The organism is Roseibium sp. ROS1 (assembly GCF_054658215.1).
In genome coordinates this window covers 33,757-57,712 of the sequence record NZ_BAAGIG010000005.1, presented here as the reverse complement: position 1 = coordinate 57,712, position 23,956 = coordinate 33,757, and the positions used below count along the sequence as shown (strand labels likewise).

Below are 23,956 nucleotides of genomic sequence, written 5' to 3'. Positions count from 1 at the left end.
CGGAAGCGCGGCATCTGTCGTTCGGGCCGAGCGTTCAGCCGGCCATCAACTCAAGAATAAAACGGTCTGGTGTGCCGCAGCAGCAAACGGCAACCGGAACTGCAGTGCACGCAGAGCCAGGCGATTGCGGTGGGTTAAGTGGGTAATGGGGAGAATGACAGCCGGGCAAGACGGCTTGAGCAGCCATTAGCGTCAAGGCGCTGGCGGGGCTGAAGAAGACGCGCCGCGAGACTGCCAGCGATCCTGATGTGCTTTGTCGTCGTTCGTCACAACAAGAACAACCAGCGCCAGACGCCTATTCGTTGGCGCTGTTCCAGCTGTTGAGGGAAGCCAGCAGCCGTTCCAGGGACGGCTTGATCCGGTCCGCATCCGATTGGTTCAAGGCAGACAGCAGGGTTCTTTCGTGTTCCCTTGCCTCTTCGACCACTTCGGAGCTCAGCTTCTGCCCGGCGTCAGTCAGGTGAACGCGGACGCGGCGGCCGTCGCCCTTGTCGCTCTTGCGCACGACCAGACCACGCTTTTCCATCTGATCGACGATACGCGTCATTCTGGATTGCTCCAGAAGGGAGTATTTCGCCAACTGCGTGATCATCAGTCCGTCCTGATCGAAAAGGCAGGCAAGAACCCGCCATTCCGGAACGCGCAGGCCCAATTCGCGCACGCGGAGGTGAAACTGGTGGCTTGCCGCTTCGCTTGATGCTGCCAGCAGATACAGCAGGTAAGAAGAAACGAATTTTTCCGGCGTCAGGGTCAACACCCCCTCCAACTATGCACCTGTTTTCAAAGTGTCATTTATCCCGGACAGATCGGGAAAAAAAGAGGCTTGACTCATTTTATATGAAATTTCATATTTTTTACAGGAGGAGGCATTGCGGTGAAACTTGTTCTTGAAGGTGTAGAACCGGAAACCGATCAGATTCGTGTTTTCAGGTTTCGGGCGGAAGCCGGCGGGTCATTGCCGGGCTATGAGCCCGGTGCGCATGTCAAATTCGATCTCGGCCCTCTGGGCGAACGGGAGTACTCCCTGATCGACTGGCCGGAGACTGATGACCTCTATACGGTCGCGGTTCAGCGGGAAGAGAGCGGCCAGGGGGGCTCAAAGGCCATGCATGCCCTGAGCGCAGGCCAAACAATCTCCGTCAGCGAACCGAAGAACGACTTCCCGCTTGCCGAAGATGTTCCGCACGTCCTGCTTCTGGCCGGCGGCATCGGCATCACGCCGCTCATTTCGATGGCGACCCGGCTGAAATCGCAGGACCGGTCTTTCGAGCTGCATTATTCTGCCCGTTCGGCTGTGCGGATGGGTTTTGCCGACAAGCTGAAGAACGCCTTCGGTGACAGCGCCCGTTTTTACCTTGACGACACGGACCCGCTCGATCTGGCCGCACTGATGAAAGCCCAGCCCTCCGGAACGCATCTTTATATCTGCGGCCCGAAGGGAATGATCGATGCCGCACGCGCTGCCGCGATCGCAGCCGGACTGGCGGAAGAGGCCGTTCATGTTGAACTCTTCACCTCCCCCCAGGCGCAGTCCGGCGATGCGGCATTCGAGGTGGAGGTACACAGCACGGGACAGGTTGTGACCGTCGCCCCGGACCAGACCATCATCCAGGCACTGGAAGATGCCGGCCTCGATGTCATGTATGACTGTCAGCGCGGCGACTGCGGCATCTGCCAGACGGATGTGATCAGCGGTACGCCCGATCACCGCGACGTCGTGCTGTCGGATGCCGAAAAGGCATCGGGAAAGGTCATGCAGATTTGTGTCAGCCGCGCGAAATCCGCGCGACTTGTCCTCGATCTTTAGGGTTTCGCATTCCAGGGAGGAGCCAGCATGCAAACGGCCAGCCAAATCGCCGCTCTGTTCACGGGGCCGCAGGTGCATCGGGACGTCTACACGAGCCCGGAAATCTACAAGCTGGAAATGCGGCATCTGTTCGCAAACACCTGGGTGTTTGTCGGTCATGACAGCCAGACCCCGAACAAGGGTGACTATTTCACCACGCAGATCGGCGACCAGCCTGTCATCCAGGTGCGTCACTCCGATGGCGAAATTCACGTTCTTTACAATCGCTGCCCGCACAAGGGCACCAAGATCGCGATCGACCGGGAAGGCAACACGGGCAAGTTCTTCCGGTGCCCCTATCACGCCTGGTCGTTCAAGACGGACGGCTGCCTGCTCGCGATCCCGCTGAAGAAGGGGTACGAGAACACCGGCTTCGAAAACACCGAGAATGCCAAGGGCATGACGGCTGTCGGAGCGGTGCGGAACTATCGCGGTTTCGTCTTTGCCCGCCTGGCTGCCGAGGGCATCAGCTTCGAGGATTATTTCGGCGACAGCCTGAGTTCCATCGACAACATGGTCGACCGCTCGCCGGAAGGACGGCTTGAGATCGCCGGTCCGCCACTGCGCTACATGCACAAGTGCAATTGGAAGATGCTGGTCGAAAACCAGACCGATACCTGCCACCCGATGGTCGCTCACGAAAGCTCCGCCGGAACGGCAGTGAACATCTGGAAGGAGATGGGCAACCCGGAACCGCGTCCGCCCGCGATGGAGATCATCGCGCCCTTCATGTCGCCTTACGAGTTCTTCGAGAACATGGGCATTCGTACCTGGCCGAACGGGCACGGGCATACGGGTGTGCATCACTCGATCCATTCCGACTATTCCGCGATACCTGGCTATTTCGAGGCCTTGAGCGAAACCCACGGCGAGGAGCGCGCGAAGGAAATTCTCGGCGAGAATCGGCATAACACCGTCTATTTCCCGAATATCATGATCAAGGGCCCGATCCAGCAGCTGCGCAATTTCATTCCGCTGGGGCCCGACAAGACACTGGTCGAAAGCTACATCTACCGTCTGGTCGGGGCGCCGGACGAACTTCTGGCGCGCACCGCCATGTACAACCGGATGATCAACGCTCCGACATCGATGGTCGGCCACGACGATCTGGAAATGTACGAGCGCGCGCAGGAAGGCCTCATGTCCAACGGCATGGAATGGGTCAACGTTCAGCGCCTCAGAACGGAAGAGGAAGACTTTAGCGAGGAGGCCGTGGAAAACGGCACCACGGAACGGCAGATGCGCAACCAGTTCGATGCCTGGGTGAAATTCATGACAGCTACGATGGAGAATGCGTGATGGCGGTTTCCAGGGAAGAGGTCATCGACTTCATCTATGACGAAGCAAGAATGCTGGACGAGGGCCGCTACAGTGAATGGCTGTCGTTGTGGCTGGAAGACGGCCACTACTGGATGCCGCTCGACTACAAGCAGACCGATCCACATCTGGTGACGTCCCTGCTCTACGAGGACATGTTCATGCTGCGCTTGCGCGTGGAGCGGCTGAACGGGGCCAGAACCTTCAGCCAGAAGCCCAAGAGCCGTTGTCACCATGTCATCCAGCGGCCCTTCATCGACAAGATGGACGGGGATAGGATCGTCACCAACACATCCATGCATTATGTCGAAACGCGCCTGGACGAGCAGTTCCTGCTGGCGCTGACGGCAACGCACGAACTGAAAGTGGTCGATGGCGAGATCAGGATCGCCAACAAGCGGGTCGACATCCTCAATTGCGACGCCGCCTTCGGCAATATTCAGTTGCTGCCATGACAGCCATGACAGTTGAATCAGTTTATGAGGCCTTCGCTGCAACGGCGGAGAAATATCCGGACCGGCCGTTTCTGAACGTTCTGCCCGGCACTGCAGACATCTACGGCATACCGCCCGGCGAGTTGACATATGGCGCCGCGCGCCAGGAAGTCGACGCACTTGCGCGGGACTTGATGCAGGCTGGCTATGGTGCAGGCATGCGTGTTGCCCTGCTTCTGGAAAACCGGCCCACGTTCTTCCTGCATTGGCTCGCGGTAAACCGGATCGGCGGCTCCGTTGTGCCGGTCAATCCGGACCTGAGAGCTGCGGAGCTTGAATATCTCATCGGCCACTCCGAACCGGCGTTGATCATATCGATCGAAGACCGCCACAAGGAACTTGAGGCCGCCGTTGCCGCTGCCGGCATAAAGGCGGCCGTGATTGCCCCCGGCGACCCGGTCCCCGGGCCGCGCGACCAGGCGGTCACCGCCCGGCCGCTGGAAGGCGAAGCCCGCGAGGCGGCTATCCTCTACACCTCGGGCACGACCGGCAAACCGAAGGGCTGCGTCCTTCCCAATACCTATTTCCTGCTTGCGGGCCGCTGGTATGCCGGTGTCGGCGGATTGGCAACGTTGACGGAAGACGGCGAGCGCATGATCACGCCCCTGCCCGTCTTCCATATGAACGCAATGGCCTATTCCTTTATGGCGATGGTCATGGTTGGCGGGTGTCTTACCGTTCTGGATCGCTTCCACCCGCGTGCGTGGTGGCAGGATGTTGCCGCGTCCCGGGCAACCTGTCTGCATTACCTTGGGGTGATGCCGTCCATGCTGATGGGGTTTGACCCTTCCCCCGAAGAGCGTGCGCATCAGGTTCGCTTCGGCTTTGGCGCAGGTGTCGACCCGAAGCTGCAGATAGCCTTCGAGGACCGTTTCGGCTTTCCTTTGGTCGAAGCCTGGGCGATGACGGAAACCGGTGCCGGGGCGGTGATTGCCGCCTCGGATAAAGACCGGTTGGTGGCCCAGGCAAGCATCGGCAAGCCAAGCACGGGCGTCGAATGCCGGCTTGTCGACGACAGTGGCAAGGAGGCGGTTCAGGGTGAATTGCTGGTGCGCCACGCGGGACCGGATCCGCGCTACGGCTTCTTCTCGGAATACTACAAGGACGCTGCCGCGACGGATGAGGCTTGGAAAGACGGCTGGTTCCATACTGGCGACATCGTTCGCCAGGGCAAAGACGGCAACCTGTTTTTTGTCGACCGCAAGAAAAACGTCATCCGGCGGTCGGGCGAGAACATCGCCGCCGTGGAGGTGGAATCGATCCTGATGCGCCATCCCGACATCGAGGCGGCCGGTATTGCCCCTGTGCCCGACCCGGTGCGCGGCGACGAGGTGTTTGCCTGCCTGAAAGTGAAGAACCCGAGCCGAGACAAGGCCGAGGCGATCACACGCTGGTGCCTGGAGCAGATGGCCTATTACAAGGCGCCGGGCTACATCGCCTTTGTCGACAAGCTGCCGTTGACGCCGACCCAGAAGATCCAGCGGGCCACCTTGAAGGAATTGGCCCTGCAGCTTCTGGACGATCCCGATACAATCGTCACCGGTCACATGAAAAAGCGGCAGGCCAGTTGATGGGGAAACGACAGAGCTATGAGGGCGTTGCGGTCACTGCACCGGTTTCAATTCCCTACCAGCGTTACTCCATCGAAACGGCCCATTGGTGGATCGCAAGCGCGTTGCGCGGATCCCTTCAGGCCGCTGGTTTGAGGCCTGCGGATATTGACGGGTTTTCGGTTGCAAGCTTCACCCTGTTTCCGGATACCGCTGTCGGGCTGACGCAGCATCTGGGCCTGTGCCCCAGGTGGCTGGACAATATTCCGATGGGTGGTGCCAGTGGTGTGGTTGCCCTGCGGAGGGCCGCACGTGCAGTCCAGGCGGGCGACGCGGACATCGTGGCCTGTGTTGCCGGCGACACCAACCACATCGACAGCTTCAGAAATCTGCTGTCGAGCTTTTCCCGCTTTGCCCAGGATGCCTCCTACCCTTACGGATTTGGGGGGGCGAATGCCAATTTCGCGCTTCTGACCGACCGGTACATGCAGGAATATGGCGCGACACGCGAGGATTTCGGCAGGATCTGCGTTGCGCAGCGTGCCAATGCACTGCGCAATCCGAACGCGCTGATGAAGAAGCCGCTGACGCTTGAGCAATATCTCGACGCCCGCCCGATCGCAGATCCGATTGCCCTGTTCGACTGTGTCATGCCTTGCGCCGGGTCCGAGTGTTTTCTCGTCATGTCCATTGAAGAGGCAGAGCGGCGGAACCTGCCCTATGCCGTGATCGGGGGAACAATCGAGCGCCACAACGCCCATGCCGAGGATCCCGTGCAACTGCGTGGCGGCTGGACGCTCGATGTCGAAGAACTCTACGCCATGGCGGAGTGCTCGCCGGACGACATCGATCTCCTGCAGACCTATGACGATTATCCCGTCATTTCGATGATGCAGATCGAGGATCTCGGTTTCTGCGACAAGGGCGGCGCCCCCGATTTCGTCAGGAACCGCGACCTGACAATTTCCGGAGATTTTCCGCACAACACCTCCGGCGGACAACTGTCTGCCGGTCAGGCCGGGGCTGCGGGTGGTTTCATCGGCCTCGTGGAAGCACTGCGCCAGGTGCTGGGTACCGCCGGAGGCACGCAGGTGGCAGATGCGACGACCGCGATGGTTTCAGGCTTCGGCATGATCAATTACGACCGCGGCGTCTGCACGAGTGCGGCCATTGTGAAAACAGGGAGCCCGGCATGAGCACACCGCTTTCCCCTCCCCTCAAGAAAGATCCGCAAAAGCGCACGCAGTCTCCGCTACGTCCCCCGGAGGCTCGATCCCGCGCGGCTCTCGGCCTGACCGCGGCTGCGGCGGAGGGCCGTTTCGCTCTTCAGGTCTGTGACGACTGCGGCACGGTGCAATATCCGCCCCGGGATGTTTGCGGAAGCTGCCTGTCAGCCGGGCTGGAATGGCAGGACATCTCGCCGGCGGGCACACTGCTGGCAGAGACCCGGATCCGCACGTCGATCAATCTCTACTTCCGGGAGAGAACACCCTGGCGCATGGGCTCGGTGCAACTGGATGCCGGTCCCGTGGTCCTGTGCCATGTGCATGGCGACTGCGAGCGCGGCGGAGAAGTTACACTGTTGAACCGCCTGGACGCGTCGGGCCAGGGCGTTTTGCTGGCAGTGCCCAAGGACAGGACAAGCAATATGGAAGACGATCCGCAAATGCGTGCCCTTTCAGCCGACCCGAAACACAGGCGCATCCTGATCACGGACCTGCGAAACCCGAATACGCCGGCTCTGGTGACGTCGCTGCTGGAGGCAGGGGCTTCGACCATCTTTGTCGGCGAGGCCGAAAGCTGGCGTCCGCACGCCAACCGCGATCTCTTGTCCGGGCTTGAAAAGGTCAGCATGCTGCCGCTTGACGTCACAGACACCGCTTCGGTAGAGCGGCTTGCCGGGGAAATTGGCGGCAAGACGGATATTCTGGTCAACAATGCCCGGTTTCTGCGGCCGGGCGGTGTTCTGGCAAGAGGCGATACTGCCTTCGCGCGTGAGGAAATGGAGACCAATTATCTTGGTCTGATGCGTCTTGCGCAGGCCTTCGGACCGGGCATGTGCGCTCGCACCAATGATGGCGTCAACTCGGCGGTTGCCTGGGTGAATATCCTGTCAGTCTTCGCCCTGTCCAACACACCGGACTTCGGCTGCTTTTCTGCCTCCAACGCTGCTGCCTATTCGCTGTCGCAGTCCCTGCGCGGAGAATTCCGTGCATCCGGGCTGCGTGTGATGACTGTCTTCACCGGACCGGACGAAGACGACTGGACCCAGCCGGTGCCGCCTCCCAAGGTCAATGCAAAGGCTCTGGCAAGGTCTGTAGTCACGGGGCTGCAGCAGGGGCTTGAAGACGTGTGGTGCGGTGACGTTGCCATGGAGATACGCGAACGCTGGCGGCGGGACCCGAAAGTCCTGGAACGTGAACTCACGCAAGGGGGAGAAGGCGCATGAGCGGTCTGAACCAGCTGGTCTCCGGCCTTGCCACCGGAGCCGTCAGGATTGTGGATCTGACCCACACGCTCGATCCGGACTTTCCCGTGATTGTGCTTCCGCCCGAGTTCGGTCAGTGCGCGCGTTTCCGGATGGAGGAAATCAGCGCCTACGATCACCGTGGTCCGGCATGGAAATGGCACAACATTTCCATGAGCGAACACACCGGCACCCATTTCGATGCGCCCTCGCACTGGATTTCAGGAAAAGACGTGCCGAATGGCTCGGTTGACGAGATCCCGGCAGAGGCTTTTGTCGGTCCTGTGGTGGTAATCGATTGCTCAAAAGGTACGTCGGAGAACGACGACTTCGAACTGACGCCCGAGGTGATCGCAAACTGGGAAAGCGACCATGGCCGCATCCCGGAAGATGCCTGGGTGCTGATGCGCACCGACTGGTCGAAGCGCAAGGGCGCCGACTATCTGAACATGCGCGCCGACGGACCGCATTCGCCCGGGCCGACGCCGGAGGCGATCCGGTTTCTGATCGAGGAGCGGAACATCCGCGGCTTCGGTACCGAGACCGTCGGAACGGATGCAGGCCAGGGGGCGCACTACGTGCCGCCCTACCCCGCTCACTACTTTCTGCATGGCGCGGGAAAATACGGCCTGCAATGCCTGGCCAATCTCGATCAGCTGCCCGCGACAGGTGCCGTGCTGATTGCGGCTCCCCTGAAAATCAAGAATGGAACCGGCAGCCCGCTTCGGGTTCTGGCGATGGTGACAGAATGAGTGAATTTACGGCAGTCGTTACCGGCGGCAACAAGGGGATTGGTGCCGATCTGGTCGAAAGGCTTCTCGGTCAGGGTTACACGGTGGTGTCGGTGGCACGAACCGCCGCGGAAAAGTCTCACCCGAACCTGCACTCGGTGGAAGCCGACCTTCTCGATGCACAAGCCGTGGCCGCTGCCGCCGGCACAATCGCGGCGGAGTTCGACGTCACTCATCTGATCCATAATGCAGGGCTCATCTGGCCCAACCTTGTCGAGGATGCCAAGCCCGAAGACATCACCGGCCTTGCGCAGTTGCACCTGGGATCGGCATTAACACTCCTGCAGGCGGCCTTGCCAAACATGAAGGCGCGCCAGTTCGGCCGTGTCATGTTCAACGCCTCACGGGCGGCGCTCGGCGCACCGACCCGAACCGCATACAGTGCCAGCAAGGCCGGGATGATCGGTATGGCGCGCACCTGGGCCCTGGAGCTTGCCCCACATGGCATCACCGTCAACGTGGTCGCCCCCGGCCCGATCCTGACCGACAACTTCTGGGGTATCGTCGAAAAGGACAGCCCGCAACAGGAAGCCCTCGCAAAACGCATCCCGGTCGGGCGCATTGGCAACGTCCGGGACGTTACCAATGCCTTCCTGTTCTTCTGCGATCCGGAAAACAGCTTCGTGACCGGACAGACGCTTTATGTCTGCGGCGGTGCGAGCGTCGGAACGCTGACGATCTAGTGGGAGACGCGTTTGACTAGAAACCAACGCGATTTGTTCTGAGCCGTCAGCTGTCTTCTTGATCTTGCGGCATGCAGGCCAGCAGGGCTGCCTTCACGTCATCCGGCCAGGGGATGGAGCAATGCTTGTCGAGATCGCTGGCGGCCAGCACCTGGGTGCTCGACCAGCGTTTTTCGCCCTTGCAGCTGATCTCGTGATGCATGGTGACCGACGACCGGCCGACCCGCTTCACGGTTACTTCGAACTCCAGCTCTTCCCCGAAAAAGGAAGGGCTTGAGAAGTCGCTGGAAAGATGGACAGTCGGAGTGCCCCAACGTTCCTCCCAGATAATCTTGTGCCATGGATAGCCGAGCTTCAGCCAGAATTCCTCGTTCACACCGTTGAGGATGTTCAGATAGGATGGAAAATAGGCTGTGCCGGAGATGTCGCAATCACCGAAGTTGAGCATGCGGGTGGTTTTGAATGGAACGTCCAAGATGCGTTTCTCCCTGCCACTGGCTGGCTCACCATGGAAAGGTGGCCCAATTTTATTTATTTGATTTTGCACATATCGCAGAGGGGCTTCAACACGTGGATTGTTCGCCAGGATGTAAACTCCTTGCCTGCGTAACGCGGGCTGTGCGTTGAGAAATTTGGATAAACATCTGAAATCAAGAAGAATATTCGGAGTTTCGTGACGCGTTGATCCGCCGGGAAAATGATTGCGGAGCGACGGTGTTTTCTATTGTCGATTGCAAAAAATACATGCAGTTTCATATTTATTGACAAGGCATGCTCATCAATGGAAGTATTCAAAAACGGTCTCGGGCCTGCGGAGGAGCCCAGCCAGACAGACGCATCATTCAAGGGAGAGGAAGATGAAGTCGCTATTCAAGATTGTTGGCGCTGCCGCAGTTTCACTGAGCCTCAGCGTTTCGGCGCTTTCGGCGGAAACCGTTCTCAAGATTTCCAGCTGGCTGCCGCCAACCCATAGCGTGAATACCGGCATTTTTGCCAATCTGATCACCATGATGGAAGAAGCTACGGGCGGCGAAGTCTCGGGTGAGCTGGTCTTTGGCCTCGCCCCGCCGCCAGCCCAGATGGATCTGGTTCTCGATGGTGCCGCAGACATGGCTATCATCTTCCACGGGTATCAACCGGGCCGTTTCGTCGGGACGAAGCTGATTGAACTGCCGGGTTATGAAGGCAACGCAGAAGACGCATCCGTCGCCTATTGGCGCGTTTATGAAAAATACCTTGCCGACCTCAATGAGCATCGCGGCGTCAAGGTCATTTCGCTCAACACCCATGGCCCCGGTCAGATCCATTCCAGCAAGGAAGTCAGCAGTCTTGCCGACATGAACGGCCTGAAGACGCGCATCGGCGGCGGTGTTGCCGGCGATGTGGGGTCCGCGCTCGGCCTGATCGGCATCAACGTTCCGGCTCCGAAGGTTTATGAAACACTGGAATCCGGTGCGGCCGACGCCGTTGCGATGAATGTCGGCGAGCGTGTCGGCTTCAAGCTGAACGAAGTGGCCAAGTATCTTTATGACATGCCGGGCGGTCTCTATCGCGGCTCCTTTGCCGTGATCATGAGCCAGGAAAAATTCGACAGCCTGCCGGAAGATGTCCAGAAGGCCCTGGACGAGCAAGTGTTTGGTGAGCCCGCGAGCCGGATGGCAGGTGCATCCTGGGACGAGTCCGACACGATTGCCTATGAAGCGACCAAAAACGCAGAAGGCACGAAGATCACGCCTGCGAGCGACGATGACATCGCCAAGTTCGAGGAAATCAGCAAGGAAGTCACGGACAAGGTTCTGGCGGAACTGCAGGAAGCCGGGGTGGACGCGAAAGCCGCCTACGAAATGGTCAAGCAGGAAATGGCCGGAAACTAAACGAGTCCGGGCGGTCCGGTTCGTCCGGACCGCCCGCAGCTGAAGGATCTGGACGTGTCCCGTCTACTCAAGTTTGCGGCCAGTCTGCCGGCGCTGCTTGCCTCGTTTGCCTTGTTCGTCCTCATGGTCATGACGTTCTGCGACGTGGTGCTCCGATCGGTGTTCAATGCGCCGATCGAAGTTGCCGCCGACATGACGCGCCTGCTCATGGCAATCATGGTTTTCTCCGTTCTGCCGGTCGTTTCCGCAAAGGATGGCCACATCTGCGTCGACCTGACGGACGGCATGTTCAAGCGCGCCGGACTGACCCGCTGGCGTAATGCATTCACAGATCTCTTTTGCGGCCTGATACTGGTCCTGCCGGCCATGCGCGTATTTGATCTGGCCGAACGAAGCCGTTCCTATGGCGACGTCATGGAATATCTGCGCCTGCCCCTGCACTATGTCGGATGGTTCATTTCCATCGTCACGGCAATTACCGCCGCAGTCCTCATTGTTCGCGGGCTCGGCCATATTTTCGCACCGAAATTGATGAGCCCCCGGCATGCTTGAAGGACTTCTCGGATTTGCAGCGGTTCTCGTACTGGTCCTGCTGCGAGTGCCCATCGCCTTCGCCATGGGCTTTGTCGGAATGATCGGCTTCATGATTGAATCGGGCTACCGCGCCTCGATTTCCATGACGGCCCGTCTGATCATCGATACCAGTCAGGATTACGGCCTTTCGGTCGTTCCGCTGTTCATCCTCATGGGGTTGTTCGTCAATAAGGCGGGGATCAGCCGGGAACTCTATGCCGCCTCCAACGCGTTCCTCGGCCATTTTCGCGGTGGCCTCGCGATGGCAACCATCGTTGCCTGTGGTGGGTTTGCCGCCATATCCGGATCGTCCCTTGCAACCGCCGCGACCATGTCGAAGGTGGCCATGCCGGAAATGCGTCGGTTCGGCTATGCCGACAAACTGTCGACGGCTTCGATTGCCGCCGGCGGGACGCTCGGCATCCTCATACCGCCTTCGGTGATCCTTGTCATTTACGGTCTGCTGACCGAAACCTCGATCGGCAAGCTTTTTGTCGCCGGCATCATTCCCGGCCTTCTGGGTGTCGTACTCTATCTGGTTGCTGTCCAGTTCACGGTCTGGCGCGATCCGGAAGCCGGTCCGGCAGGTGAACGCATCAACCTCAGCGGAAGACTGTCCGCCCTGAAGGATGTCTGGGCTGTCCTGTTGTTGTTCTTTCTGGTGATCGGCGGGCTCTATGGTGTTTTCGATGTGCCGCCGATCAACCTGAGCTTCTCGCCGACGGAAGCCGCCGGCATGGGCGCCATGGGGGCTTTTCTGATTGCGCTCGCCCGCAGACGCCTGTCGCTCGCAGATGCCCTGGAAGCCCTGCGTGAAACGGCGATGACCGCAGCCAGCCTGTTTGCAGTTCTGATCGGTGCCTGGATCTTCTCCAACTTCGTCAATATCGCAGGCCTGCCGACCGCACTTAGCGACATGGTGACCGCCTACAATCTCCCGCCCTGGATGGTCATGGGGCTGATCCTGCTGATCTATATTGCGCTCGGCTGCGTGTTCGAAAGCCTGTCGATGCTGCTGTTGACCGTGCCGATTTTCTTTCCGGTCGTCACAGGGCTTGGCTATGATCCGATCTGGTTTGGTATCATCGTCGTGGTGGTAACCGAAATCAGCCTGATCACACCTCCCGTCGGCCTGAATGTCTTCGTGTTGCGGGCGGTCGTCGGCGACGTGCCGACGGCCACGATCTTCAAGGGTGTTACGCCGTTCTGGATGGTCGATATCATTCGTCTGATCATCTTGCTGACACTGCCGGGACTAGTGCTCTTGCTGCCAAACCAGATGTAGGATCAGATTTGGTCTGGCCTCTGCCGGCAAGCCTCTGGCATCGGAGCCGACACAGACCGCAGACGTACCTTTTCAAAGGGGGATGCGGTCCGACTACTTTTCTGGGAGGAGGAGAAAATGGAACGCACTGCGAGCCCTGCAGACGCGATGGCGGGCGGTAAGTCTTCAAGGGGCAGACCGGACAACCCGGCCGCTGCCGAAGCCCAGTGTCCGTTTTCCAAAAAGGCTGCCGAATTCGATGCGTTCGCCGGACCCTATCAGGCGGACCCCGCAGAAGCACTGCGCTGGTCACGGGAGCAGTTGCCCGTCTTCTACAGTCCCAAGCTCGGCTATTGGGTGGTCAGTCGCTACGATGACATCAAGGCGGTCTTTCGTGACAACATCCTCTTCTCGCCCCGGAACGCCCTGGAAAAAATCACACCGGCAACGCCGGAAGCAATGGAGGTACTGAAGGGCTACGGCTATGCAATGAACCGGACCATGGTGAACGAGGACGAGCCCGTACACATGGAACGGCGGCGCGCCCTGATGGACCACTTTCTTCCGGATAATCTGGAAGCCCGGCAAGAGATGGTACGCCGGCTGACGCGCGAAAAGATCGACGCCTTCATCGACAGCGGCCGGGTCGATCTGGTCGATGCCATGCTTTACGAAGTGCCGCTGAATGTCGCCCTGCATTTTCTGGGTGTTCCGGAAGACGACATCGCGGTCCTCAAGAACTTCTCGGTCGCCCACTCGGTCAATACCTGGGGCAAGCCCACCGACGAGCAACAGGTCGCCATTGCGCATGACGTCGGGCAGTTCTGGAACTACGCGGGCAAGATCATCGAAAAGATGCGCAAGGAGCCGGACGGAACCGGCTGGATGCATGAGACGATCCGCAAGAACGCGGAAATGCCGGATGTCGTGCCGGACAGCTACGTACATTCGATGATGATGGCGATCATCGTTGCCGCCCACGAAACGACGTCGCTTGCCTCGGCAGGAATGTTCAAGACGCTGCTCACCCACAGGCAGGCCTGGCAGGACATCTGCGAGGATCCGAGCCTGATCCCCAACGCGGTGGAAGAATGCTTGCGCTATTCAGGCTCCATTGTTGCGTGGCGGCGGCAGGCCATGGCGGCGACCAGCATCGGCGGCGTCGAGATCCCGGAAGGGGCGAAGCTGCTTATCGTTCAGGCGTCTGGCAACCAGGATGAGCGGCATTTCGAAGATGGCGACAAGTTCGACATCTACCGCGACAACGCCGTCGATCACCTCACGTTCGGCTACGGCAGCCACCAGTGCATGGGCAAGAACATTGCCCGTATGGAAATGCGGATCTTCCTGGAAGAAATGACGCGCCGGCTGCCACACCTGCAACTGGCCGAACAGGAATTCACTTACCTCGCCAATACCTCCTTCAGAGGTCCGGATCATGTCTGGGTCGAGTGGGATCCGGTGAAGAACCCCGAGCGGGCCACGCCGTCGATTGCAAACGGGAACCATCATTTCCCGGTCGGAGCGCCGGCGCGCCGTGATATCGCGCGCAAGATCCGCGTTAAGAATGTCCGCAGGGAAGCAGACGGCATCCTCGGGCTGACGATCGAGGACGCCAAGGGCCGGTCCCTGCCGGGCTGGAGTGCCGGGGCACATATCGAAGTGTGCCTTGAGGGCTTCGATCGCAAATATTCTCTGTGCGGCAGAGCCGACGGCAGGGACTACGATATCGCCGTGCTCCTTGAAGAAGATGGACGGGGTGGTTCCCGCCGAATTCACGAGGTCGCCGCAGAGGGGCTTGAACTGCGCCTTCGCGGACCCAGCAACCTCTTTCGGCTCGACGAACAGGCCAGCTCATACGTCCTGGTTGCCGGAGGGATCGGCATCACCCCAATCCTCGCGATGGCAGACCGGCTGAAAGCCTTGGGGCGGGACTACACGATCCACTATTGCGGACGATCCCGCGAAAGCATGGCCTTTCTGGACCGGTTGCAAGCAGACCACCCCGGAAGGCTTGCGATCTATGCCGGGGACGAAGGCGCACGCGCGGACCTGGCTGCCATTGTCGCCGGCTTGCGCGACGGCGGGCAGATCTATGCTTGCGGTCCGCAGCGGATGATTTCCCAGCTGGAAGACCTCACTGCAAGTCACCCGGCCGGAACTTTGCATTTCGAGCATTTTTCCGCGCAGGAGACCGCTCTCGATCCATCGAAGGAAAACGCCTTCCAGGTTGAACTGAAAGATTCCGGCCTGACGCTTGAAGTCGCAGCAGATGTAACGTTGCTCGACGCACTGCTTGCGTCAGGTATCGACATTGCCTGCGATTGCCGGGAAGGATTGTGCGGCAGTTGCGAGGTTGAAGTTCTTGAGGGAGAAATCGATCATCGCGACGTGGTACTGACGCGCACCGAACGCGCGGAAAACCGGCGCATGATGTCCTGCTGCTCGCGGTCTGTGAAGGGCGGCAAGGTCAAGCTGGCGCTGTAGGGTGCCGGACGACGGTTCGCAATGAGCGAACCGTCCGCAGACCGGTAATCGTTTCAACGCTGGAAAACCCGCGTTCTTGTTCCACCGGCAGGTCCTGTCCGGCTGACGGTGCAGGACTGACTGTTGGTGCTGCAATTGCGAGTGCGCGACGCGGTGCCGCCGTAAGGGCCGACCACGTTTCGGGTGGCATTGCATTCACCATTGGCACAGGTGCGGGACTGGCTGGCCGAACCGCCGTAGATACCCGTCGTCGTCCGCGTGGCCGTGCAGCTGTCTCCTGTGCAGGTAACCGCCCTGTCATGCGCAGTAACGCGTGCCGCCGGCGCGACCGGATAAGCCGGGCGGTAATAATGACCCCAGCGGCCATACCAGGGATACGCGGCGTAGTAGGTGTCCCAATAAGCGCGGTTATAGGCAACGACGGTGAGGCCGACTGCGGGTGCGACCACTGGCGTGACGATGACCGGGTTGCCGCGGTAAACGACCTGAATGTAGCTGGCCGACACCCAGCCGCGATACGCGCCGAAGCTCACGTCGCACCAGGAATAGCCGGAAACGCAGCCGTAAGTCGTGATCCGTGTTCCGGCCGGAACAACAGTGACGACGGGATAGCCGGTCGACGGGCCAGCTCTCAGGTTCACGTTTCCGGTGGAGACGGCAACCGTTGCCGCCGCCGCAAGCGATGGTGCGCCGATCAGGATCGCCAGCGCGAGGTATAGTCGTTTCATCATGGTGTTCTCCATATGCGTCGCCGCCTTGGCAGCGGCCTCTGGAGACCCTCGGCCCGTCGCTTGCACCGGGTCTTTCCGGCGCGTTGCGTTATGTTTCAATTTGTAAAACATGACCGTTCGGCCGGCGTTGGTCCTGCTGGCGCGTACAGGAAGACAAATGCCGTGGCCGCGGTGGTTCTGCACCGTGCGGCGCTCTGGCAGCCAAGGCATTTCGTTAGATTTCCGGTTTGTATGATTTTGTAATCGCTCCCTGTTTTCGTTTGATTTCGCAGGGTCGTCATGTGCAATTGAACTCATGGAACCGGATGCAAAGACAATATTGATCGTCGACGACGATCATGAAATCCGCCGTCTTGTGGGTGAGTTTCTGAGCCGGGAAGGCTTCGAAGTCGTGTCTGCACAGGACGGCCGGGACATGGATTCGGCGCTTGAACGCGTCCAGCCGGACCTTTTCATTCTCGACCTCATGTTGCCGGGCGAAGATGGACTGTCCATCTGCCGCAGGCTGCGTGCGCAGGGCAATACGCCCATTCTCATGCTGACGGCAAAAGGGGATGAAACCGACCGTGTGGTCGGGCTGGAACTCGGCGCCGATGACTATGTCGTCAAGCCCTTTGGCCCGCGAGAGCTGCTGGCACGGGTCAGGGCGATGTTGCGCAGAGCTGCCTCCAACCCCTCGCAGCCCATGTCGAGACGGTTTGCCTTTGACCGGTTCATTGTCGATCTGGACGCGCGCCAGGTCGAGACCGACGATGGAGATCTGGTGTCCGTCACCAGTGCCGAATTCGATCTTCTGTCGTGTTTTGTTCTCCGCCCGCGCAGGGTTCTCTCCCGCGATCAGATCCTGGACTGGACCCGTGGTCGCAGTGCCGGTCCTTTCGACCGTACAGTCGATATCCTGGTTTCACGCATCCGCAAGAAACTGGAAAGCTACAGCCCCGGCAGCAGCTTGATAAACACCGTTCGCAATGGCGGCTATCTTCTGACGGCCTCGGTCCGGCAGGTGGCGTGAGATGCGCTTCGGCCTGGTCGCAAGACTTGTTGCCATCGGCGCAAGCCTGCTTCTGGTCTTGTGGCTGCTGGTGCTGGGCGTCGCCTATCGCGAAGGCAGTCTTTCGCGCGCAACATCCAACCCCGAACCTGCGCAGCTTGCTGCGATTGCAGAGCTTTTTGCTGATACTCCTACCGGGCAGCAGGACACGGTTCTGAAAGCTGTCCGCTCGCCGGGGCTTGATGTTCAACTGGTAGCCGTTTCCGAGGTTCCCGACACCGACAGCCAACTGCGTGACAGTGGTGTGCTTGAACCCTACAGGGCAATTCTGGGAGAGCGCCTGCTTGCCGCACAGTCTCGCAAGCTGAACGGACTGGACGGCAGCCGCTGGCGTTTCGGCCCCATGCGCCCGCTCAAGTTCTGGATCACAGCGGGAGACGGCAAGGCTCTGGCAATCGGGGTTCATCTGCCGTTCCCGGTCACGCCTCTGGGCTTGCCTGTCGGCCTGGGGGCGGGTCTGCTCGGTACGGTGTTCGCGTTTATTGCGCTGCTTCTGTTCCACCGTGAGATCCGGCCGCTTGCAAGGCTGGCGGCGGCGGTGGACCGCATCGATCCGTCTACCGAACCTGTTCCCTTGCCGGACACCCGAGCAGGTACGCCGGAAATTACAGCCCTCGTCCGGGCATTCGACAGGCTGCAAAAGCGGCTTCACACCATGACCCGCTCGCGAATGGCGCTGATCGGCGGGCTCCAGCACGACGTGCGCAGCTTCGCCACCCGCCTCAGATTGCGTCTGGAAAATCTGCCGGACGCCTCGGAGCGGGAGCGGGCAACATCCGATATCACGGACATGATTTCCCTGCTCGACAATGCCCTTCTGATTTCCCGGGCCGGCGTCGGCGTGCTCGACGAGGAGTTGCTTGATCTCTGCGAGCTTGTCAGCGCGGAGTTTGCCGAGTTCAGGGAAGCAGGACTGCCTGCCGAAGCGAGCGAGGATTTCGCGCGGAAGCAGGCATGGATCGTCGGCGATCGTGTCGCGCTCAGGCGCATCATTTTGAACGTGGTCGACAACGCCATCAAATATGGCACCTGCGCGCGGGCAACCTTCGACATGGACAAAGAGCGGATAACGATCCTGATTGATGATGATGGCCCCGGCTTTTCGGAAGAAGCCAGATCGCTGTTGCTCGAGCCCTTTGTGCGCGCGGAACCATCAAGGTCCCGGGGAACTGGCGGTGCAGGCCTCGGTCTTTCGGTAGCCCGGTCGCTGACCGAAGCCCATGACGGGGCCATCAGTCTGGAAAACACCCCACGGGGTGGCCGGGTGAAGGTGACACTGCCCCTCTTCAAGTCAGGCTGACAACCGGGCGGGAAACAAAAAGCTACAATTTCCCATCAGCCGGAAAACCGGCGGATATGCAGAATTTGCAGGATCTCTCCATCGACAACGAATTGGAGAGTACCGTGAAGAAGCTGATCCCCTTGTCGCTTGTGGCCGGCGTCACGCTTGCCGCCGTCATGCCTTTTGCCGCGGTGTCGCAGGACAATCCCTTCGCCATCAAAGGCCCTGCCTATCCACCCGAATTGCCTATCGTCTTCGGGGGCGTTCCCGACATCTACGACGTTGCGGAGCGCCTCGATCATCTTCGGCATTTCTATACCGGGAAAGCCGCCAGGTTCAGGCTGGCCGGCGCGTTGAGTTCGCAGGAAACGGCAATCGGCATCCGGGCCGACCAACAGGACGAATGGCGAGCCTATACCGCGGCAATGCTCGCTCTGGTCCCGGATGCCGGCACGGTGCGCGCCCTTGCAGGAGCGCCTGACGAAGATCCGGCAGGTCCGGAAGCCTTCGGCCGGATTGAAGCTCTGGCGGACGTCCTTTCCGTCTATGGCGAAAAGGGTGCAGCGTTGAAAACCGCAGTCGAGAACCTGCGCGCAGCGCTAACGGAAGAACAGCTTGAGGCCTCCCGGTTTCCTCGCCTTACCCTCAGATAACCCGCATCTCAATACGACAGAATTGCCGGTGCTCCCGCCGCATCGGCAAAGACGGGCGCGTGGCCGCCAATGTTCCACGCGCCCGTCGTCCCCCTCGAGACATAGGATGATTTTCATGAGATTTTTGATTTCGGCTCTTTTGCTTCTGGGCGTCTCCGGGGCTCATGCCCAGGAGCTGACCCGTCAGCAGATGCGGGAAATCAGGACCGCCTGCGAAGCCGATGTGCGCAGCTTGTGCTCCGGCATACAGCCGGGCGGCGGCAGGCTTCTGCAGTGCCTTCAGGCCAATGCGGCAAACATGTCGCCGAGTTGCGCGAACAAGCTTCTTGAACTTCAGGCGTCACGTCCGCCGCAATAACAAAAGCCGCGGCGGCAGACCCTTCCCGGCAATGCCGCCGCTGCCAATTCAACTTTGCCTTTTGAGGGGCTCTTGCCCATGTCGTTTCATTCGGACGGACTGGTCCAGCCTTTCCATTCCAGCTTGCCGGAAAAGGTTTCGACGAGCGCGTCGATCAGGACCCTGACCTTCCGGGGTGTATTCGCGCCAGGGGGGCGGAGTACGAAAAGGCCGACTTCAGGTGTCGGATAGTCAAGCAGCAGGGGAACAAGGTCACCACGCTCAACCGCATCGTTGACGAGAAACAGGGGCGCGTGAGCAATTCCAAGCCCCGCAACCGCCCAGGCTACGGTTATGTCTCCGTTGTCAGTGCGCAGACGTCCCGAGGGGCGTACCGAGATGTTCCCGTTGCCACTGTGGAAGATCCAGTCCGGTGAAAGCGCGGCTGTGTAAATGAGGCATTCGTGGGCGGTCAGGTCTTCGGGCGTTTGGGGTGTACCGTTTTGCTTCAGATAGGTCGGGCTGGCAACGACGATCGAGTTGATCGGTGCGATCTTGCGAGCGACGTAGCTGGAATCGCGTAACTTCCCAATTCGGATCGCAGCATCGAACCGCTCGCCGATCAGATCGACAACACGGTCAGAAAACGAGGCATCCACTTTCAATCGCGGGTGACGACAGGCCAGAGATCCGAGGATCGGGCCAAGATGTCTTGTCCCGAAGGCAAGAGGGACCGACAGTCGCAATTCTCCGACGATTTCGTTCGAGTGCTCGGAGATGGCTTCGAGCGTGTCTTCATAGTTGGCCAGAAGATCCTCGCTTCTGGATTTGAATTCCTGGCCAGCCTCCGTGGGGGCAATGCCGCGGGTCGTCCGATCCAGAAGACGGGTGCCGAGCAGGTCTTCAATCCGTGCAATTCTGCGGCTGACGATGGATTTCGAGATGCCGAGCCGCGTCGCAGCCGCGCTCAGGCTGCCGCATTCCACGACTTCGATGAAGCATCGCATATCGTCCAGATCAATCATGCGTTCCTCTCAGAGCAACAATCTGGTGCGGAAAATGACGGTTCCGGAAAAGGCATCCGGGAACCAAGTTGACGACTGAATTTCTTTCATGAAAAGCAGGACGTACAATCAATGTCTAAAGTTCTCGTACTGACAAGCAGTGTTCTGGGCGATGCCTCCGTATCCAACCAGCTAACCACCCACATCGTAAACCAGTTGCGTCTCAAGAACGGCAAAAGCAAGGTCATTGCCCGCGATCTGGGAAGCAATCCCGTGCCGCACCTGACGCAGGATTCCACGATTGCCTTGCGTGTTCCCGAAGCTGAAAACGAAGTGCAGGCAAACGCGCAGGCCCTCTCCGACGAACTCATTGCCGAGTTGAAAGCAGCCGACCTGCTGGTCATCGGTGCGCCCATGTACAACTTCGGCATTCCGTCCACGCTGAAAGCCTGGTTCGACTACGTGCTGCGCGCCGGAGTAACCTTTTCCTATAGCGACGCAGGTCCTGAAGGCCTCCTGAAAGGCAAGCGTGCTATCGTCGTCTTGACACGAGGCGGCCTCTACAGCGAAGGACCGGCGCAGCTGATGGATGCCCAGGAACCTCACCTGCGCACCTTGCTTGGCTTCATCGGCATCACGGACGTCACTTTCATTCGCGCCGAGAAACTTGCCTTCGGTGCCTCTTTCCAGGAAGAGGCCATCGCCGCAGCCAAGAAGGCAGCCAATGAGGTGGTTGACGACTTGCAGCTGGTGGCTGCCTGACATCCTTGCAGCGGGCTTCGTCGGTTGCGATAGCGAAACAGGCATATTTCAACACCGTCGTCCCCCGGCCCTGTCCCCGGCCTTGTCCCCGCCCCTGCCTATGTCAGCGGGCGGGGTTTCCGTTGTGAGCAAACGTCTGAAAGCCTGTTTGGTCTCTTCCGTTCGGATTTCTGCATCCACATTCGGAAACACCTGTCCCTTCATGCCCTGCCCGAGATGAAGATCGGCTCGGTTTGGCTGTGTGATCAACAAAGGTGGACGCGGTGGAGGCAGCCGCCGCGTCCAGACCATGTTTCAATCAGAGATTAAACGTCCCTTGGACGTGTCAATGGTCGGTGTCGGGCGCATCAGACAACCCGTGCTGGAGCCGGATCATATCCGCCGCCCGCTCTCCGATGACAACACATGGAGCCATCGTATTGCCGGTCGTGATGCGCGGCATGATCGAGGCGTCGGCGAGCCGCAGTCCCTCAATGCCATACACCTTGAGCTGATTATCAACCACCGACATGCTGTCCCGCCCCATCTTGGCCGTACAGGATTGATGCCAGTAGGTGACAGCGGATTTCCGGATGAAGTCGATCATGCCTGACTTGTTTCGAGACCGCGGTGCTGTCTCGGTTTTGACCAGCGGTGTGAACGCTTCACTGTTTCCCGCCTCACGGCATAGTTCCACTGCCGCCAATGCAGCGGTCAGATCTTCCGGCTCACTCAAGGAGTTGGGTTCGATCAGCATAGGGTCGCGGGCATCCGGCCCGGATAGACGCAGCCGTCCCCGGCTTTTCGGCTGTGCAAGCCCGGCAAACATCGTCCAGCCGTGCTCAGGCGTTTCCAGGTCCGTTTCAACAGGGCTGGGCACGGCAAACTCAAGCTGGCACTGAAGAATATTGGGTTGCTGAAGACCGGAATTGCTCTTCCAGTAGAGGGTCGCTTCACAGCCGCCTCCGCCGACCTCCTGAGGTTTGCGGTACGCCCAGGTACACCCAAACGCGATGTGATCCTGATGATTGCGGCCAACGCCGGGGAGATGCTGGACAACGGGGATCCCGTGAACCCGCAGTTCATCCTCCGGACCGATACCGGACTGCATCAGAACCTTGGGTGTGTGAACAGCGCCGAGTGACAGCACTGTTTCATATCGTGCGCGGAACTGCCGAACTTCGCCATCGACCAAAGCTTCGACGCCAATCACCTTCTTTCCCTCAAATAGGAGCCGCGTGACCAACGCATTGGTCAACACAGTCAGGTTTGGTTGCGCCATCATCTTGTGGGTGTAGGACCGGAAAACCGACTCCCGCTTGCCGTTGCGGATCCTCAGTTCCGCGATCGATGCACCGCCAGCGCTTTCCATCATCTCGCCGTTGGGCGTGTCAAAGACGGGAACACCAATCAGCTCCGCAGCGTCGAGAAGCGCCCTGGCAACCGGCTTTGGACTGTCAGGTTGCGCGACGTGGACGGGGCCGCCGGATCCCCTTCGCAAAGGATCCGGTGTTCCGCGCCAGTCTTCAATACGGCGGTAATATCCCAGCACTGACTGGTATCCCCAGGCTTCGTCGCCGGATTCTGTGGCGAAATGGTTCCAGTCTTCCTTGTGGCCCCGGGCCCACACCATGACATTGATGCTTGAACCACCACCAAGCCCCTTGCCCATGCTTAAGGGAAGCCGGCGGCCGGCGAGCCCAGGTGTTGGTTCACCAACGAAGCCCCAGTCACGGTCACTGCCAAGGTTCAACGGCCATTGAGCCGGTTCCATGACACTTTCGGCGAGATCGTCGCCTCCAGCCTCAAGGAGCAGAACCCTGGCATTGCCGTCTTCGGCCAATCTGGCTGCGACAACCGACCCGCTGGAACCTGCACCGCATACGATGAAATCGAATTCGGCATTTGTCTTTTCGAGCTGCATGGTCTTGTCCATGTGATCGACCTCTATCGATGCTTGTGTTGTTCAATGCTGGCTCGAGACCGTTTGTGCGGCTTCGTCGATCGTGTCGGCGACGACCTTCGGCTGGGTCATGAAGAGAGCGTGGCTGGCAGAGACCTTCGTGATCTTTGCGCCGATACGTTCCGCCATGTGGATCAGCATGGCCTGGTCGAATGCCTTGTCTTCGGTTGCAATCACCGCCCAACTCGGCTTCGAGCGCCACGCGGCATTCTTCAGCTTCGTGCCAAACGCTGCCAAGTTGAGGGGAACCTGAGAATCCCGCATGAAGGCGGCGTCCGCGTCGCTGACGTCATGGGCAAAGCCGGATTTGAATTTTTCCCGGTCGACATAGGCGAAATCGTCTTCCGAAGTGTCGATGACGAACTCGGAAGCCGCTGGAAATCCATCATATTGTTGAGCTGTCGTTTCGCCGGCATCCGGTGAAAGCGCCGAGACATAGACCAACCCGGCAACCTTCTGGTCGATCCCCGCTTCGGTAATGACCGTGCCGCCCCAGGAATGCCCGACAAGAATGGCCGGGCCGTTCTGCCGGTCCAATGCGCGTTTGGTGGCCGCAACATCGTCTTCCAGAGATGTCAGCGGGTTCTGGACGATGGTGACCCGGTATCCACGCGTTGTCAGTTCGTCATAGACGCCGCGCCAGCCGGAGCCATCCGCAAAAGCGCCGTGAACAAGCACAACATTCCTGACAGTCTGATCCGCCGGAATGGTGTCTGACGCATTCGCGGACTTCAGTCCGATGACGGCAGCGGCGGCAGCCGCCAGAACAAACATTTTCGTCTTGGTCTTCATAGCTCTTTTCCAAATAGATAGCGATAATAGTTATCGCGATAAGAGTTATTATAGTG

Annotated in this window: 23 protein-coding genes; 17 read left to right on the top strand and 6 right to left on the bottom strand. The window is 59.6% G+C overall.

The window, feature by feature from the left end; all coding sequences use genetic code 11:
- Window positions 1-295 precede the first annotated feature (295 nt).
- Window positions 296-757: a MarR family winged helix-turn-helix transcriptional regulator gene (locus ACYQ6M_RS26435; protein ID WP_439896020.1), complete on the bottom strand. Its 462-nt coding sequence runs from the start codon at window positions 755-757 to the stop codon at window positions 296-298.
- Window positions 758-874: 117 nt separating this feature from the next.
- Between ACYQ6M_RS26435 and ACYQ6M_RS26430 the strand changes: the two genes are divergently transcribed.
- From ACYQ6M_RS26430 to ACYQ6M_RS26395, 8 genes are read left to right on the top strand one after another with little or no spacing between them, the layout of a single operon-like run.
- The gene (locus ACYQ6M_RS26430; RefSeq protein WP_460076534.1) at window positions 875-1,807 is read left to right on the top strand and encodes a PDR/VanB family oxidoreductase; all 933 of its coding nucleotides are present in this window, start codon (window positions 875-877) and stop codon (window positions 1,805-1,807) included.
- Window positions 1,808-1,834: 27 nt separating this feature from the next.
- Entirely contained in the window at window positions 1,835-3,145 is a 1,311-nt protein-coding gene (locus ACYQ6M_RS26425) for an aromatic ring-hydroxylating dioxygenase subunit alpha (protein ID WP_460076532.1), read from the top strand.
- Window positions 3,145-3,618 (top strand): aromatic-ring-hydroxylating dioxygenase subunit beta, encoded by a 474-nt coding sequence (locus ACYQ6M_RS26420; protein WP_023001313.1) that lies wholly within the window; start codon window positions 3,145-3,147, stop codon window positions 3,616-3,618. Before ACYQ6M_RS26425 ends, ACYQ6M_RS26420 begins: the two co-directional genes overlap by 1 nt.
- On the top strand, window positions 3,615-5,228 hold the full coding sequence (locus ACYQ6M_RS26415; protein ID WP_460076529.1) for an AMP-binding protein: 1,614 nt from the start codon (window positions 3,615-3,617) through the stop codon (window positions 5,226-5,228). The genes ACYQ6M_RS26420 and ACYQ6M_RS26415 overlap by 4 nt, the downstream gene beginning before the upstream one ends.
- On the top strand, window positions 5,228-6,403 hold the full coding sequence (locus tag ACYQ6M_RS26410) for a thiolase family protein (RefSeq protein WP_460076527.1): 1,176 nt from the start codon (window positions 5,228-5,230) through the stop codon (window positions 6,401-6,403). Before ACYQ6M_RS26415 ends, ACYQ6M_RS26410 begins: the two co-directional genes overlap by 1 nt.
- Window positions 6,400-7,656 (top strand): SDR family NAD(P)-dependent oxidoreductase, encoded by a 1,257-nt coding sequence (locus ACYQ6M_RS26405; RefSeq protein ID WP_460076525.1) that lies wholly within the window; start codon window positions 6,400-6,402, stop codon window positions 7,654-7,656. Before ACYQ6M_RS26410 ends, ACYQ6M_RS26405 begins: the two co-directional genes overlap by 4 nt.
- The gene (locus ACYQ6M_RS26400; RefSeq protein WP_460076523.1) at window positions 7,653-8,426 is read left to right on the top strand and encodes a cyclase family protein; all 774 of its coding nucleotides are present in this window, start codon (window positions 7,653-7,655) and stop codon (window positions 8,424-8,426) included. Before ACYQ6M_RS26405 ends, ACYQ6M_RS26400 begins: the two co-directional genes overlap by 4 nt.
- Window positions 8,423-9,148, top strand: a complete 726-nt coding sequence (locus tag ACYQ6M_RS26395) for an SDR family NAD(P)-dependent oxidoreductase (RefSeq protein ID WP_460076520.1) — start codon at window positions 8,423-8,425, stop codon at window positions 9,146-9,148. The genes ACYQ6M_RS26400 and ACYQ6M_RS26395 overlap by 4 nt, the downstream gene beginning before the upstream one ends.
- A gap of 46 nt (window positions 9,149-9,194) precedes the next feature.
- Here the strand turns inward: ACYQ6M_RS26395 and ACYQ6M_RS26390 are convergent, their stop codons facing one another.
- Window positions 9,195-9,623, bottom strand: coding sequence for an acyl-CoA thioesterase (locus tag ACYQ6M_RS26390; protein WP_031269446.1), 429 nt, complete (start codon window positions 9,621-9,623; stop codon window positions 9,195-9,197).
- 382 nt (window positions 9,624-10,005) lie between these two features.
- Between ACYQ6M_RS26390 and ACYQ6M_RS26385 the strand changes: the two genes are divergently transcribed.
- The 4 genes from ACYQ6M_RS26385 (at window position 10,006) to ACYQ6M_RS26370 (ending at window position 15,346) form a co-directional block, all read left to right on the top strand.
- Window positions 10,006-11,022 carry a TRAP transporter substrate-binding protein gene (locus ACYQ6M_RS26385; protein ID WP_152507936.1) on the top strand — a complete coding sequence of 339 codons (1,017 nt, stop codon included), beginning with the start codon at window positions 10,006-10,008 and terminating at the stop codon, window positions 11,020-11,022.
- 54 nt (window positions 11,023-11,076) lie between these two features.
- Complete coding sequence (locus ACYQ6M_RS26380; protein WP_460076518.1) at window positions 11,077-11,574, top strand: TRAP transporter small permease; 498 nt, start codon at window positions 11,077-11,079, stop codon at window positions 11,572-11,574.
- On the top strand, window positions 11,567-12,880 hold the full coding sequence (locus ACYQ6M_RS26375; protein ID WP_023001304.1) for a TRAP transporter large permease: 1,314 nt from the start codon (window positions 11,567-11,569) through the stop codon (window positions 12,878-12,880). Before ACYQ6M_RS26380 ends, ACYQ6M_RS26375 begins: the two co-directional genes overlap by 8 nt.
- 117 nt (window positions 12,881-12,997) lie before the next feature.
- Complete coding sequence (locus ACYQ6M_RS26370) at window positions 12,998-15,346, top strand: cytochrome P450 (protein WP_460076514.1); 2,349 nt, start codon at window positions 12,998-13,000, stop codon at window positions 15,344-15,346.
- A 53-nt stretch (window positions 15,347-15,399) separates the two neighbouring features.
- Here ACYQ6M_RS26370 and ACYQ6M_RS26365 read toward each other — a convergent pair whose 3' ends face one another.
- Entirely contained in the window at window positions 15,400-16,077 is a 678-nt protein-coding gene (locus ACYQ6M_RS26365) for an SH3 domain-containing protein (RefSeq protein ID WP_031269444.1), read from the bottom strand.
- A gap of 295 nt (window positions 16,078-16,372) precedes the next feature.
- On the opposite strand from ACYQ6M_RS26365, the gene ACYQ6M_RS26360 reads away from it, so the two are divergent.
- From ACYQ6M_RS26360 to ACYQ6M_RS26345, 4 genes are all read left to right on the top strand, one after another.
- Complete coding sequence (locus ACYQ6M_RS26360; protein WP_023001301.1) at window positions 16,373-17,089, top strand: response regulator; 717 nt, start codon at window positions 16,373-16,375, stop codon at window positions 17,087-17,089.
- Window position 17,090: 1 nt separating this feature from the next.
- Complete coding sequence (locus ACYQ6M_RS26355) at window positions 17,091-18,428, top strand: HAMP domain-containing sensor histidine kinase (protein ID WP_023001300.1); 1,338 nt, start codon at window positions 17,091-17,093, stop codon at window positions 18,426-18,428.
- Window positions 18,429-18,484: 56 nt separating this feature from the next.
- A complete protein-coding gene (locus ACYQ6M_RS26350; RefSeq protein ID WP_460076512.1) occupies window positions 18,485-19,063 on the top strand; it encodes a hypothetical protein in 579 nt (192 codons plus the stop codon).
- Between the two features lie 115 nt (window positions 19,064-19,178).
- A complete protein-coding gene (locus ACYQ6M_RS26345) occupies window positions 19,179-19,421 on the top strand; it encodes a cysteine rich repeat-containing protein (protein WP_168687600.1) in 243 nt (80 codons plus the stop codon).
- Window positions 19,422-19,507: 86 nt separating this feature from the next.
- Here ACYQ6M_RS26345 and ACYQ6M_RS26340 read toward each other — a convergent pair whose 3' ends face one another.
- A complete protein-coding gene (locus ACYQ6M_RS26340) occupies window positions 19,508-20,425 on the bottom strand; it encodes a LysR family transcriptional regulator (RefSeq protein WP_083660739.1) in 918 nt (305 codons plus the stop codon).
- Window positions 20,426-20,536: 111 nt separating this feature from the next.
- On the opposite strand from ACYQ6M_RS26340, the gene ACYQ6M_RS26335 reads away from it, so the two are divergent.
- The gene (locus ACYQ6M_RS26335) at window positions 20,537-21,166 is read left to right on the top strand and encodes an FMN-dependent NADH-azoreductase (protein WP_206909952.1); all 630 of its coding nucleotides are present in this window, start codon (window positions 20,537-20,539) and stop codon (window positions 21,164-21,166) included.
- 325 nt (window positions 21,167-21,491) lie between these two features.
- On the opposite strand, the gene ACYQ6M_RS26330 is transcribed toward ACYQ6M_RS26335, so the two are convergent.
- Together ACYQ6M_RS26330 and ACYQ6M_RS26325 are read right to left on the bottom strand one after the other, a co-directional pair.
- On the bottom strand, window positions 21,492-23,081 hold the full coding sequence (locus ACYQ6M_RS26330; protein ID WP_460076510.1) for a GMC family oxidoreductase: 1,590 nt from the start codon (window positions 23,079-23,081) through the stop codon (window positions 21,492-21,494).
- Window positions 23,082-23,111: 30 nt separating this feature from the next.
- Complete coding sequence (locus ACYQ6M_RS26325) at window positions 23,112-23,900, bottom strand: alpha/beta fold hydrolase (protein WP_460076507.1); 789 nt, start codon at window positions 23,898-23,900, stop codon at window positions 23,112-23,114.
- Window positions 23,901-23,956 lie beyond the last annotated feature (56 nt).

Excerpts from the sequence above, each read along its gene's own strand:
- ACYQ6M_RS26425 (WP_460076532.1), top strand. The coding sequence starts at position 1,835 with ATGCAAACGGCCAGCCAAATCGCCGCTCTGTTCACGGGGCCGCAGGTG.
- ACYQ6M_RS26420 (WP_023001313.1), top strand. The coding sequence starts at position 3,145 with ATGGCGGTTTCCAGGGAAGAGGTCATCGACTTCATCTATGACGAAGCA.
- ACYQ6M_RS26415 (WP_460076529.1), top strand. The coding sequence starts at position 3,615 with ATGACAGCCATGACAGTTGAATCAGTTTATGAGGCCTTCGCTGCAACG.
- ACYQ6M_RS26410 (WP_460076527.1), top strand. The coding sequence starts at position 5,228 with ATGGGGAAACGACAGAGCTATGAGGGCGTTGCGGTCACTGCACCGGTT.
- ACYQ6M_RS26405 (WP_460076525.1), top strand. The coding sequence starts at position 6,400 with ATGAGCACACCGCTTTCCCCTCCCCTCAAGAAAGATCCGCAAAAGCGC.
- ACYQ6M_RS26400 (WP_460076523.1), top strand. The coding sequence starts at position 7,653 with ATGAGCGGTCTGAACCAGCTGGTCTCCGGCCTTGCCACCGGAGCCGTC.
- ACYQ6M_RS26395 (WP_460076520.1), top strand. The coding sequence starts at position 8,423 with ATGAGTGAATTTACGGCAGTCGTTACCGGCGGCAACAAGGGGATTGGT.
- ACYQ6M_RS26385 (WP_152507936.1), top strand. The coding sequence starts at position 10,006 with ATGAAGTCGCTATTCAAGATTGTTGGCGCTGCCGCAGTTTCACTGAGC.
- ACYQ6M_RS26375 (WP_023001304.1), top strand. The coding sequence starts at position 11,567 with ATGCTTGAAGGACTTCTCGGATTTGCAGCGGTTCTCGTACTGGTCCTG.
- ACYQ6M_RS26370 (WP_460076514.1), top strand. The coding sequence starts at position 12,998 with ATGGAACGCACTGCGAGCCCTGCAGACGCGATGGCGGGCGGTAAGTCT.
- ACYQ6M_RS26365 (WP_031269444.1), bottom strand. The coding sequence starts at position 16,077 with ATGATGAAACGACTATACCTCGCGCTGGCGATCCTGATCGGCGCACCA.
- ACYQ6M_RS26360 (WP_023001301.1), top strand. The coding sequence starts at position 16,373 with ATGGAACCGGATGCAAAGACAATATTGATCGTCGACGACGATCATGAA.
- ACYQ6M_RS26355 (WP_023001300.1), top strand. The coding sequence starts at position 17,091 with ATGCGCTTCGGCCTGGTCGCAAGACTTGTTGCCATCGGCGCAAGCCTG.
- ACYQ6M_RS26350 (WP_460076512.1), top strand. The coding sequence starts at position 18,485 with ATGCAGAATTTGCAGGATCTCTCCATCGACAACGAATTGGAGAGTACC.
- ACYQ6M_RS26345 (WP_168687600.1), top strand. The coding sequence starts at position 19,179 with ATGAGATTTTTGATTTCGGCTCTTTTGCTTCTGGGCGTCTCCGGGGCT.
- ACYQ6M_RS26340 (WP_083660739.1), bottom strand. The coding sequence starts at position 20,425 with ATGATTGATCTGGACGATATGCGATGCTTCATCGAAGTCGTGGAATGC.
- ACYQ6M_RS26335 (WP_206909952.1), top strand. The coding sequence starts at position 20,537 with ATGTCTAAAGTTCTCGTACTGACAAGCAGTGTTCTGGGCGATGCCTCC.
- ACYQ6M_RS26330 (WP_460076510.1), bottom strand. The coding sequence starts at position 23,081 with ATGGACAAGACCATGCAGCTCGAAAAGACAAATGCCGAATTCGATTTC.
- ACYQ6M_RS26325 (WP_460076507.1), bottom strand. The coding sequence starts at position 23,900 with ATGAAGACCAAGACGAAAATGTTTGTTCTGGCGGCTGCCGCCGCTGCC.